Source organism: Aliinostoc maniaoense, assembly GCF_058172895.1.
On the sequence record NZ_CP187952.1, the window covers coordinates 5,515,489 to 5,529,628 of the forward strand.

Genomic DNA, 14,140 nt, shown 5'->3' on the forward strand with positions numbered 1-14,140 from the left:
ATAATCTCTGACTGTGCTGTATTTGACTCGGTAAGATGCCATAGTGAAACATTAAATCAAAAGAGAGAGTATTCCTAATTAAGAATGACGGAACTGCTTCACTTAAAGTTTCAAATAAGCCATATAAATTTTCTATTAAGCCTAACCATAGCTAATTAATAACTGCATAGTCACCTAACAAAAGTTAGGAAATTCGTTATAAATTTATCTGTATTTTATGCTGACTTTATAGAAGAATCGCTAATATATTGCCTAGGTTACATTGAATACATATAAAGCAGTAATGACAACATTTAATTCGAGTCAAATAGAGGAATTTCTAGAAGCAACAAACAATTGGGAGTTGGAAAAATTATACATAGATTTAGCATCGACTAAAGGTAAAGCTCTAACTCCCGTAGAAAAGAAATTCCTCAGAGGCTTACTGTGTGGCTGTAGCCCAGCAGAAATTGCTAATGTAGTTTATCAAAGTCGCAATAGTAGTACAGTCAGAGTTTATTTGTCTAACGGACTGTATAAATATATAGAAGAAATGTTAACTACTCAAGCAGGATACGTAATTAAAGTCAAAAATTGGAGTCGTGTAACTTATTTGTTAGAAAAAGCAGGGTATAAAAAAGATAGATTGCAGTTACCAACCGTTATTAACACTCATCCAAAAATTTCCCAAAAACCAGAAACTAATTTAGTTAACGTTAAATCAACACCCAGAATTGATTGGGGTACAGCAGTTGATGTGAGTAATTTTCAGGGAAGAACTACAGAACTAGCAAAAATTAAACAGTGGGTTGTAAAGGATCGTTGTCGGCTGGTATTAATATTGGGCATGGCGGGAATTGGGAAAACAGCCTTTTGTGTGAAACTAGCCCAACAAATACAGCAAAACTTTGACTATGTTATTTGGCGATCGCTACGTCTTGCACCTACCCTAGAGGAGATATTAAATCAACTTATTACTGCCTTATCCCCCCAGACACAACACAAAGCAGCACAGACGCTAGCAGATAAAATCTCTCTATTGATAGATTGTTTACGTTCTGCCCGTTGTTTAATTGTGTTGGATAGTTTTGATTCCTTGTTAGGGAGCAATTATCAATCCTCACAAAACAATCATCTCAACACAGAAAATTATCCCGTGACTTCTCTGGTGTCACCGATTAAATATCATCAGGGATATGAAATTTATCAAGAATTGATTCAACGTATCGGAGAATCACAACATCAAAGCTGTTTGATCTTAACTAGTCGAGAGAAAACATCAGAAATAGCTGCCTTAGAAGGAGAAAAATTACCTGTTCGCTCCTGTAAACTAGCTGGATTAGCTAAACAAGAAAGTCTATATATTCTTAAATCTAAGGGATTGAGTCAACTAGCACCACAAGAATCCCAAATATTACTTGATTGGTATGGAGGTAATCCATTATTCTTACAAATAGTAGCCACAGCGATTCAGGGATTATTTTGTGGCAATGTAGCGGAGTTTATTAACCAGCGCACTTTTGTGTTCGCAGATGTGCGGTTAATTTTAGAGGAGCAATTTAATCGCTTATCCCAACTGGAAAAAAATGTGATGTATTGGCTGGCTATCAGTCAAGATTGGGTGACATTACCTCAGTTACAAGCAACCATCATACCAGGATTATCCCCCAGATTATCACAAAGATTAATTTTAGAAGCTGTAGATTTATTACAAAAGCGATCGCTGATTGAACAGCAAGGGGGTAAGTTCTATCAAACTCCGGCATTAACTGAGTATACAATTGAGCGACTAATAGAGGAAAATTTTAAATTAAGTGCTGACAAAGAAGATTCCTTACTAATGCAGACTATTTTGACAGCACAGAACCAACAACAGCAGCAGAAAATCGTCTAAAACTGGAGTTTGAAATTAACGTGAGTAGTTTATTACAAGGAGTTAATTTATACCTAATTGGTATGATGGGGGCTGGTAAAACCACAGTCGGACAATTACTAGCAAAACAATTAGGTTATGGGTTTATTGATACCGACGATGTGATTGCCCGATCAGCCAAAAAAACGATTAACCAGCTATTTGCAGAGGAAGGAGAAGCCGCATTTCGCCAGTTAGAAAGTGATGTTTTAGGACAAGTTTGTGCTTATACCAAATTAACCGTCGCTACAGGTGGAGGTATTGTCCTCAAGCCCGAAAACTGGGGTTACTTACATCACGGTTTAATTGTCTGGCTAGATGTGCCAGTGGAGTTACTTTATACCCGTTTAGCCGAGGATAACACTAGACCATTATTGCAAGATGCTGATCCTCAAAGCAAACTGCGATCGCTCCTAGAACAACGCACACCTCTTTACGCCCAAGCTGATCTCAGAATCCCTGTTACAGCAGGAGAAACACCAGAACAAATTGCGGATAAAGTCATGGCAGCCATTCCCAGTGTGTTGAAAAAGCCTGTTTCTAATTCGTAATTCGTAATTCGTAATTCGTAATTAAAGCCACAATTAGGAATTATACTGGCTTGCATATATTATGTAAGTCACAACATCTATCGATGATGGTTAACGATACTGAGTACATCAGGCAAACTGAAGCCACACGGGTGCGTGTTCTCAGCGAAGCACTACCTTATATTCAACAATTCGCCGGTCGTACCGTAGTGGTTAAATATGGTGGTGCGGCCATGAAAGACAGCACCCTCAAAGACCAAGTAATCCGGGATATTGTCTTTTTATCTTGCGTTGGCTTGCGACCAATTTTAGTCCACGGTGGCGGCCCCGAAATTAACAGTTGGTTAGACAAACTGGGCATTGAACCACAGTTTAAAAATGGTCTACGTGTCACAGACGCACCCACAATGGATGTTGTGGAAATGGTGCTGGTAGGGCGTGTGAATAAAGAAATTGTGGCACTGATTAACCAAGCTGGTGGTTTAGCTGTGGGCTTGTGTGGTAAAGATGGTAACTTGATTACAGCTCGTCCCCAAGGTCAAGAAGGTATTGGTTTTGTGGGTGAAGTCAGTAACGTTAATATCAAAATTTTAGAAACTCTTGCCAGTAATGGTTATATTCCTGTAGTGTCGAGTGTCGCTGCTGATGAAACGGGACAAGCCTATAACATTAATGCAGATACAATAGCCGGAGAAATCGCCGCCGCCTTGGGGGCAGAAAAATTAATTTTATTAACTGACACCAGAGGAATTTTAAAAGATTACAAAGATCCCTCCACGTTAATTCCCAAAGTAGACATTCGAGAAGCACGGGAGTTAATCGCTAGTGGTGTAGTCAGTGGAGGTATGATCCCCAAAGTGAATTGTTGCGTGCGATCGCTTGCCCAAGGTGTACGCGCAGCCCACATCATCGACGGCCGCATTCCCCACGCCCTACTACTGGAAATTTTCACCGACGTGGGGATTGGGACGATGATTTTGGGTTCTCAGTTTAGTTGAAGGTGTAAGGGTGTAGGGGTGTAAGGGTGTAAGGGTGTAAGGGTGTAGGGGTGTAGGGGTGTAGGGGTGTAGGGGTGTAAGGGTGTAAGGGTGTAAGGGTGTAGGGGTGTAGGGGAAATAAATTCTACCTTGTCTATCCCATGCCCAATGCCCAATGCCCCATGCCCAATGCCCAATGCCCCATGCCCCATGCCCAATGCCCAAATATTGGCAAAATAAAAACAGTGCTGATTGTTGGTTAAATCGTGGTGAATACAGAAAGTTTAGAACTAGCTAGAACTAGATACCAAGCCGGGAAAGTTGCTTTTGAAAATGGCAAATACCGGGAATCTGTCGAAAATCTAGAGAAAGCAAGGGATTTATTGGAACGTAATTCCCGCTTGGGGGGTGAGGTGGAGATTTGGTTGGTGACAGCTTATGAAGCAGCCGGACGTACAGAAGATGCGATCGCGCTTTGTCAACAACTACGTCGTCACCCCCACTCAGAAACCCGCGATCAAGCACGTAGGTTAGTTTACATTCTGCAAGCCCCCAAGCTGAAACGACCTAGTAATTGGATGACGGAAATACCTGATTTGGGGACATTAGGTGATAACGAAGCCAAAATTCGCATATCTCCTAAGCCCCGCCCATCTCAGCGAAAACCACCAGGCGAAAAGGAATTTGTGGATTTGAGTCAGGTGAATACAAAAGATAATCGCTTTATTTGGGTGGCGTTAATTGCGATCGCTTTGACTATTTCTTACTTGGTTTGGCAAGGGGCTTAATTAATTCAAAATTCAAAATTCAAAATTCAAAATTAGGGAACTTTGGGTAGGGGGCAGGGGGCAAGGGAGTGGGGGAATTTATTTAATATGGAGGAGTTTATTTAATGAATTATTTTGTTGGTTTGCAAGGATTAACAGCGTTAGTTAGACCGTTAAAATTGGTGTTATCACAGTTGTATCGCCGTCAAGTTTTGCCTTTGGTGTTGTTGCTATCATTGCTGTTATCTGGTTGTGTTCGGTACGATGTGGGCGTGAATTTTCATCACTCTAATAGTGGTGAGTTCATCCAGCATATTAAGCTAGAAGAAAGGCTAACTAGTTTTAGTGGTGATTATGTTTATGAATGGTTAAATAGTATAGAAAAACGCGCTCGCAAGTTAGAGGGTAAGGCTCAACGTGTTTCTAGAGAAGAAGTTGTGGTGACAATTCCTTTTAGTAATGGACAGGAATTGCAAACGAAATTCAATGAGTTTTTTAACTCTCATAATCAAGAAAATAACGAAACAGAAACTACAGAATCTAGCTCAGATATCCCCAAAGTTGAGTCTAATTTACTGTTATTCCAAAACAATTTTCTTTTAGTAGTACGGAATAAATTAATTTACGATTTAGACTTGCGATCGCTAGCTTTAATTGCCAGCAAAGGTAATGTGTTAGCTGATGCTGGTTCTATTCTCAATTTAGAGTTTGCTTTAAATACGCCTTGGGGTGCTAAAAACATTCCTGTCTCAGACACTGCCATTGCACCAGAGAAAAAAGGCCAACAATTAGTATGGCAACTCCAACCCGGTGAACTCAACCATATAGAAGTGGTATTTTGGCTACCCAGTCTTTTAGGGATCGGTGCATTATTAATTATCTTATTTGTTTGGGGAGGCATATATCTGAGATATACCTATATGCCAGATCCCAAAATACAGTTTGCACCTAAAACAGCAGCAACAGATAGTGTCACCACAAGCTAGTTTTCACCCTCAAGGTGATAAACGCTCAATTGTCCAGATACCATCATTTAAAGGAGTATAAAGCAAGCGATCGTGCAAGCGGCTGGAGCGTCCTTGCCAAAATTCAATTTCTCTGGGGATCACCCGAAAACCTCCCCAATGAGGAGGGCGCGGAATCTCTTGATTGCCATATTTACTCTGCAACTCCTGCATTCGTTGTTCTAAAAATTCTCGGCTGGGGATGACTTCACTTTGCTCAGAAGCCCATGCACCCAAACGACTTTTAGGCGGACGACTCTCAAAATAATAGTCTGATTCAGCTGGCGAAACTTTTTCTACACTGCCTAAAATTCTGACTTGACGTTCTAATTCTGCCCACCAAAAAACCAAAGCCGCTTGGGGATTTGCTGCTAATTCTTGTCCTTTACGACTGTGATAGTTAGTGAAGAAAACAAAACCCCGCTCATCAAAATCTTTGAGTAATACCATTCTCGCCGATGGTTGACCATCTGATGTAGTTGTGGCCAGAGTCATAGCATTAGGTTCGGGAAGTTGGGCGGCTAATGCCTGCTCAAACCACTTCTTAAATTGTATAAAAGGATTGGGGTCAACTTCATTTTTACTCAAACCTTCCAAAGAATAATCTTTGCGAAGATCAGCTATGGTTGTGTCCATTGTTGGTTTAGTTCCTTATGATTATTTAAAAAGGCAGGGTGCAGTAGACAATGATTGATGAGTGATCACTGTTGACTAAGGAGTATTGATTGCGTAACATACGCCGTGCGGCATCTCTTCAAAGTTTATTATTCTATGGTCTGAGTGGCCCGATTGTCGCTCTGAATGTTTGGCTGTTATCTGTACTCTTTCGCTACTTTCAAAGCCCGATTACCATTTTGAGCTTTGCGGCGATTGTCGCGTTTTTGCTAAATTATCCAGTTAAATTTTTTGAACGGGCTAGAATTACTCGTACCCAAGCTGTAATCATAGTTTTACTCTTTAGTTTAACGATTGTTGGTGTTTTGGCTGTCACCTTAGTGCCAATGGTTATTGACCAAACAATTCAATTATTAAATAAAATTCCAGATTGGTTAACTGCTAGTCAAGCTAATTTAGTTCAGTGGGAGGCGTTTGCGAAACAGCGACGTTTGCCTATTGATTTGAGGGTAGCCAGTAATCAAATTAACGCCAGTATTCAAAATGTAGTCCAGCAATTGGCTTCAGGCGCGGTGGGGGTGGCGGGAACGTTGCTTTCAGGGTTGCTGAATTTTGTTTTGGTAGTAGTGCTGGCATTTTATATGCTACTGTATGGCGATCGCGTTTGGTATGGTCTGTTAAATCTCTTACCCTCTAAATTCAGCGTTCCCTTCGCTAAGTCTTTGCAGCTTAATTTTCAAAATTTCTTCCTGAGTCAGTTCTTATTAGGACTATTTATGGTTATAGTCCTCACACCGATTTTTTTGATTCTCAAAGTCCCCTTTGCTTTATTATTTGCTATCCTCATCGGTATTTCGGAACTGATACCCTTTATTGGTGCAACTCTGGGTATTGGGACAGTTACGCTTTTGGTACTACTACAAAATTGGTGGTTAGCGGTACAAGTTGCCATAGCTGCAATTGTGATGCAGCAGATTAAAGATAATCTCTTAGCACCTAGGTTACTCGGCAATTTTATCGGACTTAATCCCATTTGGATTTTTGTGGCTATTTTAATGGGATATGAAATCGCAGGTTTATTAGGAACACTAGTAGCTGTCCCCATTGCCGGCACAATTAAAGGCACTTTTGACGCAATTAAAAATGGCCAGCCAGGTGATTTTACGTCAACAGTTACTATTTCCCATGATTCTGAAAATCCAAGTTAGTCCTAACGGGACTGTAATTTTAACGTGAGTTCGATGACCTCTCCCCAACCCCTCTCTCTTGAAAAGTTCTGATGCCTGCGGCAAGCCGCAAAGCGTCTACGGAGGAAACCTCCGCACCCTGCGGGAAGCAAGCTACAGACTTTTCGCTCCGACGCGGAGAGGGGCTTAAATATATTGAAATATCAACTAAAAATAAAGGTTTTGAAGCCTCTCTCCTTGCAGGGGAGAGGTTTGGAGAGGGGTTTTTCTCAACCATCGAACTCACGTTAATTTTAAGTAGAACAGGGTACATACAGCACTTTTGAAGTAAGTGAGGTACACCATGAGTATTAAGTAATGAGTAATAAGTAGTGAGTAATAAGTAAATTTCTTACTCATTACTCTAACGCACCATAATCACACGGTGCTACAATTTAATATTATTGCTAATTAATAATTGTTTGTACTTTCCGATGATATTTCTATTCTGTTGTTTTGTTTACTCACAAACCCAAGAGTAACTCGTTTCATCAGCCAGTGAAGAACCAAGAGAATGATAAAAGTAATCAGAATAATTACCAAAGGCTGTTTTCCTAAAAGTTCCTCTACACCTCTAGTTAATATTGCATCTGGCTGAGTGATAAAATCCCAACTATTGAAACGTAAGAAACGACCCCAATAAATACCAATGGCACAAAGAGCATGAGTAATCAACTCAACCCATAAAATCCAATGACTTTTACCAATGCGGTGCAAGTAGTAACCTAAGTTGATTAAAGATATAACATAAGCTTCAAAACCTGCTAGAATTACGACGAAGTAAACAGGAATTAAAACTAAGGTTATCAGCCAGATAGATTGAATTGTACGGATGTCATCAATTAAGTGAATAATATCAGTTAATAAATAAGGAGCATTGGGTAAAAAAGCATAGAAAACTAAAAATCCTAGCCACCATACCCAAGAGCGTCCACGCCTTTTACGAAATAACCAAATACTTAATAATAAGGGGATAAAAGCTAGGAATAAATTCCAAGTCATCCACCGCATATTGATGCTTAACACCTGCAATATTTTAGCTATCAATTGCTCTGTCATAGCTGTTTACTCACAAAAAATTTAATCAAATGGGATGATATTTGTAGTATTCACTATCCGATTGTTGGGGATACATCTATAAATTATGTATTTTCTCAACTGAGTTTAACTAATAACATAATTTAACTCAGCTTACTCTAAATAGCTATCAAAAAAAACAAGTTCTCAGTAGCATAAAAACAACTACTAAGAACTTGAGTAAGTTTATACACCTGAATCTCGCTCTTGTCCTAGCTCTGAGATAAACTACAATTTGCCTAGTTGTGATTCCTGAATTATGTCAAAAGTAGTTGGGGGAAAGGGGGGTGTAGGCTCAAAACTTAGCTTGAGGATGCTGCTATTTCCTGAGTTTAGCGATCGCTTAGAGCCTATTTATAAAGTAAATATTAAGTAGTAGACTAACAAGCCTAAAATGTTGCAAAGAAATTGTAGGTTGGGTTGACGCGAGGAAACCCAACACCAGCATCTAATACACTATTTTAGCCTTGACACGCGAGTAGGGTGTGTTACGGCAGTGTCAGGATTTGACTATCAGCGAAAGTATGAATTGCCGTAACGCACCATAATCACACGGTGCGTTACGCGTTGCTTTAACGCACCCTACAATTTAAGCTTTACTTTATAAATGATTGCAATTGTGCTAATTCTGCTTTGAATTCATTTTGTATGCGTCGCAGTAACATTAAATCCTCTGGCTCAATAGTGTTATCTATATTGTAAGTTAGTAACTCTTCAACTTCTTGTAGACAAGTTTCTAAACCTGCCATGTATTCATCATCAGTTATAAGCTGGTTTTCAGGATCATCAACACAGTTATAATATTCTTTAATAGATTGGCAAGCATTAGATAATGGGTATACAGGAACAATTTGATCTATTGCTGTATCTGAGGCTGGTGTAACCTTCCCTGGAGGTGGAGTAAGAATAGGATGAGGGGAAAACTCTATTTGAATATCTGACTCTTGAGGATCTAAATCAAGCGGGGTGTAGGGTAAAAAACCCCTTTCATCTTTGGTGATGATATTTGTTTGTTGGGTAGTAGCTTTTATCTGTTCCTTGCTTTCTGCTCCACTCAGTTGATTTTGATACTTTTGCTTAATGACAGGAGATGCAAACACAGTACTGCTATCTACCTGTAAAAATTCAGGTGGTCTGATGTCAGTATGGGGCAATGTTGGAGATGAATCTGGGGTGGAATTTTGCCCTACTGAGTCTGACTGCATAGGAGACTGTAAAGGCAATTTTTCAGGTAAAGAGGCTCGATTGCCACTCAACGCACCACTCACCAGTAGGCTTATGTCACTCATTGTATATCATTTGACTAACGCCAATATTTCCTTTAACGGTGAATCTTAGTGTTATTCAGGATGATTATTAAAAAATAGTGATAAAAGTTACTGATATATTAAAAATTCTATAAAGTCATTTAACGTTAGTTTGAGTGCAATACTGATTGAGTCGCTTTACCAGTGCATCTGACTCCTTACCGGCAGTTTTTGCAGCATTAGTAAGTACCGTATCAATTTCCTTTCTAGCCTGTTGCAGTTTTTCTCTACCCGATGCTGATGCTTCCGCATTTTTAGCTGCACCCAGAGCATTAGATGCTTTAGCGATCGCTTTACTCAGATTTTCAAATACTCTCATAAAACCGCCTTGCAACTCCTGTAACTGAGGATCTGATAACTTCAATTCCTCCAAGGATTTAGTAATTGCCTGTAAATCTTTAGATAACTGCCAGCTTGTAATCACCTGTTGTCCTTTATTTTGATCAATCAGTGCATTTCCCTCATTCACTACCTGAATCAGCCGATAACACTGAGAAGCCTGATCTTCCGTGCAACCACTCAGCAATAAAGCAATACTCAAACTAACAGGAGCAATAACAGCAGATTTACGCCACACAAACATTGACACTCCACCACCAATAAAATCGAGACAATATTAGCTTAGTAAATATCACTAATCTATAGAAAATCTTGATTAGTACAATAGATAACTAGAAGTATAGAATCTTTTAAGAACTCAAAGTTATCGTTACATATCTTTACATACAAATGAGAGATAGAAGGGTGATAGCGGGAAATACGAGCCGATGATGTCGTTGATTTATAAGGAAAGAGAGATATCCCGTAAAAGCAAATTTTCCAAAGTGCCTATTACATTGTTTGAAGTTATGTAGCCTTTTACTTACGCCGTATAAGCGACTGCGGTAAACTATGCCTTGATTATGATTCTTTTACAGAAAAGAACACTGGAAAGGAGCCGTTTTTTCAATGTCTCATACCGTAAAAATCTACGATACCTGCATTGGCTGCACTCAATGTGTCCGCGCTTGCCCAACTGACGTACTAGAAATGGTTCCTTGGGATGGCTGTAAAGCTGCTCAAGTTGCCTCTTCACCCCGTACAGAAGACTGTGTTGGCTGTAAGCGTTGCGAAACCGCTTGCCCCACCGACTTTTTGAGCATCCGGGTTTACCTGGGCGCAGAAACAACTCGCAGTATGGGTCTAGCTTACTAAAGAACTCATCACCAATTCTTGATAGTTCTCCATTGATTGTCTAGATAGCAAGTATCTTTAGCTTTGTAAGGTGGGTGGCGATCGCCCATCTTACACTAGAAATTCATATATACTTAGTCACAAAAGGGGCAGCTTGCTTCTTTTTTTTTGGGGGTGTAGGGGTGTAGGGGTGTAGGGGTGTAGGGGTGTAGGGGTGTAGGGTAGGGCTAATTCATTGTAATGAGAGAAAAAAGCTGCTCTAGGTCATGACAAAACAATCTCAGTGCTTTTGTCAAAGAACGATAACCCTGAAGTCGGAGGAGATTCATCACAAAAGTCCGAATAACTGACCAGTTAGTAGCAGCATTGTAAGCGCGAAAGGGAGCAGTATCTTCGCCGAAAACAACATCTTTGACCCAGTGCAATCCGTTTTCAATATCTCGATGTCCACGAATCGCATCAGCAAAGTTGATGGCAGATGTCTTGAGACTACTGAGGTAGTAACTGATGGTTTCAAAGGACTGCCCATCTCGAATACCTTGACGAGCAACCACAATCAAACTTTGCGCCTGTTGCCAACTAGAGTCTATACCATCTACCAGTTCATAAACTTTGACAGTACGTTGAACGCTACGTCCGTGTGTCCGTTCTCGTTGAATGTCCACTGTAGTTGGCAGCAGTTTTTGTGAGATGGTTTGTGCATAATTCAAGAGTTTGGGTTGGTTTCCTTTAATCCCCACTAAGTAATCATTGCCACTATTAACAATTAACTGCACAGTTTTTTTTGGCAATGTAAAGCATCAAAGGTCAAGACTACACCTGTGAGGTTTAAAGTCTCTAGTAGTTGTTGTACCACTTTGATTTCACTTTGCTCATTGTTTTCAAATTGCTTGAGGGCAATGACTACTCCTTGTTGATGACTGTATACAGAGACGATATTCACAAAATTTTGATAGGACTGATTTTTTCCACTCACCGTGCTTTTGATACTTTTGCCATCTATTGCTAACCACTCTCCTGGCTGAATTTCCACATTCAATTGTGTCCATCTCACAAAGCATTGCGTGAGTTCTTCAAAGTCTAATTGCTCAAACAGTCGCCGAAATGTCGAATCACTCGGTAAACGCTTGTATGCCACTCCTAAATGTTCACATAATCCTTGATAGTGCCGCACACAAAAGTCTTCCAGTGCCGCATAACCATAGCATTGGCTTAATGTTCCTAAGATGACTAATAACAACATCACCCATAGTGGATAACGTTTTCCACGCGCTGCTCGGTAGTCTTCTATCTCTTGCAATGCTGCTATCAAACTACTACTCATCTCACTCCACAACACACTTGAGGTAGGTATGATTTCTAGTTTAATTTTTCTCTCATTACAATAAATTAGCCCTAGGGGTGTAGGGGTGTAGGGGTGTAAGGGTGTAGGGTGTAGGGGTGTAGGGGTGTAAGGGTGTAGGAGGGAAAGAAGTTCTACCCTGTCTACCTTGTCTACCTTGTCTCCCTTGTCTACCTTGTCTCCCTTGTCTCCCTTGTCTACCCCCTGCCCCCTGCCCCCTGCCCCCCTCCCAATCTTCTGCCTGTCTGGCGAACCGACTTTTGTGCCAACTACTATACTGGATTTAATTATTCTGAACAAAAAGTGGTGTGAGCAATGTGCGGCATAGTTGGGTATATCGGTACGCAAGCGGCGACAGAAATTTTATTGTCTGGGTTGGAAAAATTGGAATATCGGGGCTATGATTCCGCCGGAGTTGCCACTGTTTGGGAAGGAGAGGTGAATTGTGTCCGAGCGAAAGGTAAACTGCATAACCTGCGTTCTAAACTCGAACAATTAGCAACTCCAGCCCAAATAGGTATCGGACATACACGCTGGGCAACACACGGCAAGCCAGAGGAACATAACGCCCATCCCCATATGGATACAGCTATGCGAATTGCTGTAGTCCAAAATGGGATTGTGGAAAATTACCGCGAATTACGGGAGGAACTGAAAAGCAAAGGGCATCATTTCCGTTCTGAAACTGATACAGAAGTAATTCCCCACCTCATAGCCGAATATTTAAAGAATCTCCCATCACCTGCCGTTCCTTCTTCCCCCTCTTTGTTTTTAGAAGCAGTGCGGCAAGCTGCTAATCATTTAGAGGGTGCATTTGCGATCGCAGTTATTTCTGCTGATTACCCTGATGAGTTGATTGTAGTGCGTCAGCAAGCACCCCTAGTCATCGGATTTGGTCAAGGGGAATTTTTCTGCGCCTCAGACACCCCGGCAATTGTTGCCTATACTCGCGCCGTCTTGCCCCTTGAAAATGGCGAAATAGCCCGTCTCACACCCTTGGGAGTAGAGATTTATAACTTTGCTGGCGACAGGCTCAAAAAACAGCCCCGGATGCTGAACTTGAATCCCACAATGGTAGAGAAGCAGGGATTCAAACATTTCATGCTCAAAGAAATTTACGAGCAGCCGGGAGTTGTAAGAGCAAGTTTAGAAGCATACTTTCAGGATGAACGGGTAAATCTGGGTTTAGCAGAAGACTTCTATGCAGATTTAGCCCAGATTCATATTGTCGCCTGCGGTACAAGTTGGCACGCCGCCTTAGTCGGTAAATACTTACTCGAACAAATCGCCGGAATTTCTACTCAGGTACATTACGCCTCTGAGTATCGCTATGCACCGTCACCCCTCACACCGAATACCTTAATCATTGGCGTTACCCAATCTGGTGAAACCGCCGATACCTTAGCGGCTTTAGCAATGGAAAAAGAACGCCGCCTAGGACTAGCCCCCGAATATAGAGCTAGACTCTTAGGTATTACCAATCGCCCAGAAAGTAGCCTCGGTTTGATGGTTTCTAATATCATCAACACCCTAGCAGGTATTGAAATTGGTGTGGCTGCGACTAAAACCTTTATTGCTCAACTGATGGCATTTTATGCCTTAGCCTTAGATTTAGCGGCTCGCCGTCAAACATTAACAGCAGAAAAACTAGCAGCAATTATCCAAGGTTTACGCCAAATTCCCCAAGCCATTGAAGACACATTAGAAAGCCAGGAACAATTAACCGAACAACTCGCCCATGAATTTGCCGAAACCAAAGATTTCATCTTTTTAGGGAGAGGAATTAACTTCCCCATTGCCTTAGAAGGGGCTTTGAAATTAAAAGAAATCAGCTATATTCACGCTGAAGGTTATCCGGCTGGAGAAATGAAACATGGCCCCATTGCTTTATTAGATGCGAAAGTGCCAGTAGTTGCGATCGCTGTTCCTGGTAGTGTGTATGAAAAGGTAATTTCTAACGCCCAAGAAGCCAAAGCCAGAGATTCCCGCTTAATCGGGGTAACACCAGTTAACGATGGCGAAGCAGCAGAAATCTTTAACGATTTACTCCCTGTGTCATCAGTGGATGAATTATTATCACCCATCCTCACAGTTGTACCATTGCAACTATTGGCTTATCACATCGCCGCCCGTCGTGGTTTAGACGTTGATCAGCCTCGGAATCTTGCTAAAAGCGTGACCGTGGAATAAATAGATACGAATATTTAAATAAATATTTGTAGAGTAGATAA

At 40.9% G+C, this 14,140-nt stretch carries 12 protein-coding genes and 1 pseudogene; 8 read left to right on the top strand and 5 right to left on the bottom strand.

Features of this window, described 5'->3' with window-relative positions; all coding sequences use genetic code 11:
* Positions 1–283: 283 nt before the first annotated feature.
* The 5 genes from ACPZ3T_RS24185 (at position 284) to ACPZ3T_RS24205 (ending at position 5,151) form a co-directional block, all read left to right on the top strand.
* Positions 284–1,873 (top strand): NB-ARC domain-containing protein, encoded by a 1,590-nt coding sequence (locus tag ACPZ3T_RS24185; protein WP_490271981.1) that lies wholly within the window; start codon positions 284–286, stop codon positions 1,871–1,873.
* A gap of 20 nt (positions 1,874–1,893) precedes the next feature.
* Positions 1,894–2,442 carry a shikimate kinase gene (locus ACPZ3T_RS24190; RefSeq protein ID WP_490271982.1) on the top strand — a complete coding sequence of 183 codons (549 nt, stop codon included), beginning with the start codon at positions 1,894–1,896 and terminating at the stop codon, positions 2,440–2,442.
* Positions 2,443–2,525: 83 nt separating this feature from the next.
* Complete coding sequence (argB, locus tag ACPZ3T_RS24195; protein WP_490271983.1) at positions 2,526–3,419, top strand: acetylglutamate kinase; 894 nt, start codon at positions 2,526–2,528, stop codon at positions 3,417–3,419.
* A gap of 248 nt (positions 3,420–3,667) precedes the next feature.
* Positions 3,668–4,186, top strand: coding sequence for a hypothetical protein (locus tag ACPZ3T_RS24200; RefSeq protein WP_490277353.1), 519 nt, complete (start codon positions 3,668–3,670; stop codon positions 4,184–4,186).
* Between the two features lie 104 nt (positions 4,187–4,290).
* On the top strand, positions 4,291–5,151 hold the full coding sequence (locus tag ACPZ3T_RS24205; protein WP_490271984.1) for a DUF3153 domain-containing protein: 861 nt from the start codon (positions 4,291–4,293) through the stop codon (positions 5,149–5,151).
* A gap of 9 nt (positions 5,152–5,160) precedes the next feature.
* Here the strand turns inward: ACPZ3T_RS24205 and pdxH are convergent, their stop codons facing one another.
* Positions 5,161–5,805 (bottom strand): pyridoxamine 5'-phosphate oxidase, encoded by a 645-nt coding sequence (pdxH, locus tag ACPZ3T_RS24210; RefSeq protein ID WP_490271985.1) that lies wholly within the window; start codon positions 5,803–5,805, stop codon positions 5,161–5,163.
* 98 nt (positions 5,806–5,903) lie between these two features.
* Here pdxH and ACPZ3T_RS24215 point away from each other — a divergent pair, with 98 nt between their 5' ends.
* Positions 5,904–6,992: an AI-2E family transporter gene (locus ACPZ3T_RS24215; protein ID WP_490277354.1), complete on the top strand. Its 1,089-nt coding sequence runs from the start codon at positions 5,904–5,906 to the stop codon at positions 6,990–6,992.
* A gap of 429 nt (positions 6,993–7,421) precedes the next feature.
* Here the strand turns inward: ACPZ3T_RS24215 and ACPZ3T_RS24220 are convergent, their stop codons facing one another.
* From ACPZ3T_RS24220 to ACPZ3T_RS24230, 3 genes are all read right to left on the bottom strand, one after another.
* Positions 7,422–8,069 carry a DUF1361 domain-containing protein gene (locus ACPZ3T_RS24220; protein ID WP_490271986.1) on the bottom strand — a complete coding sequence of 216 codons (648 nt, stop codon included), beginning with the start codon at positions 8,067–8,069 and terminating at the stop codon, positions 7,422–7,424.
* Positions 8,070–8,683: 614 nt separating this feature from the next.
* Complete coding sequence (locus ACPZ3T_RS24225) at positions 8,684–9,376, bottom strand: hypothetical protein (protein ID WP_490271987.1); 693 nt, start codon at positions 9,374–9,376, stop codon at positions 8,684–8,686.
* Positions 9,377–9,491: 115 nt separating this feature from the next.
* Positions 9,492–9,977, bottom strand: a complete 486-nt coding sequence (locus ACPZ3T_RS24230; RefSeq protein ID WP_490271988.1) for a hypothetical protein — start codon at positions 9,975–9,977, stop codon at positions 9,492–9,494.
* A gap of 365 nt (positions 9,978–10,342) precedes the next feature.
* Between ACPZ3T_RS24230 and psaC the strand changes: the two genes are divergently transcribed.
* Complete coding sequence (gene psaC / locus ACPZ3T_RS24235) at positions 10,343–10,588, top strand: photosystem I iron-sulfur center protein PsaC (RefSeq protein WP_010997613.1); 246 nt, start codon at positions 10,343–10,345, stop codon at positions 10,586–10,588.
* 206 nt (positions 10,589–10,794) lie between these two features.
* On the opposite strand, the pseudogene ACPZ3T_RS24240 reads toward psaC, so the two are convergent.
* Positions 10,795–11,813: pseudogene (locus tag ACPZ3T_RS24240) on the bottom strand (ISAs1 family transposase); the annotation flags it as partial.
* A 411-nt stretch (positions 11,814–12,224) separates the two neighbouring features.
* Here ACPZ3T_RS24240 and glmS point away from each other — a divergent pair.
* Complete coding sequence (glmS, locus tag ACPZ3T_RS24245) at positions 12,225–14,099, top strand: glutamine--fructose-6-phosphate transaminase (isomerizing) (RefSeq protein WP_490271990.1); 1,875 nt, start codon at positions 12,225–12,227, stop codon at positions 14,097–14,099.
* Positions 14,100–14,140: the final 41 nt, after the last annotated feature.

What these genes read in the sequence shown, in the direction of transcription:
- ACPZ3T_RS24185 (WP_490271981.1), top strand. Translation starts at nt 284, where the DNA reads ATGACAACATTTAATTCGAGTCAAATAGAGGAATTTCTAGAAGCAACA.
- ACPZ3T_RS24220 (WP_490271986.1), bottom strand. Translation starts at nt 8,069, where the DNA reads ATGACAGAGCAATTGATAGCTAAAATATTGCAGGTGTTAAGCATCAAT.
- argB (WP_490271983.1), top strand. Translation starts at nt 2,526, where the DNA reads ATGATGGTTAACGATACTGAGTACATCAGGCAAACTGAAGCCACACGG.
- ACPZ3T_RS24205 (WP_490271984.1), top strand. Translation starts at nt 4,291, where the DNA reads ATGAATTATTTTGTTGGTTTGCAAGGATTAACAGCGTTAGTTAGACCG.
- pdxH (WP_490271985.1), bottom strand. Translation starts at nt 5,805, where the DNA reads ATGGACACAACCATAGCTGATCTTCGCAAAGATTATTCTTTGGAAGGT.
- psaC (WP_010997613.1), top strand. Translation starts at nt 10,343, where the DNA reads ATGTCTCATACCGTAAAAATCTACGATACCTGCATTGGCTGCACTCAA.
- glmS (WP_490271990.1), top strand. Translation starts at nt 12,225, where the DNA reads ATGTGCGGCATAGTTGGGTATATCGGTACGCAAGCGGCGACAGAAATT.
- ACPZ3T_RS24225 (WP_490271987.1), bottom strand. Translation starts at nt 9,376, where the DNA reads ATGAGTGACATAAGCCTACTGGTGAGTGGTGCGTTGAGTGGCAATCGA.
- ACPZ3T_RS24230 (WP_490271988.1), bottom strand. Translation starts at nt 9,977, where the DNA reads ATGTTTGTGTGGCGTAAATCTGCTGTTATTGCTCCTGTTAGTTTGAGT.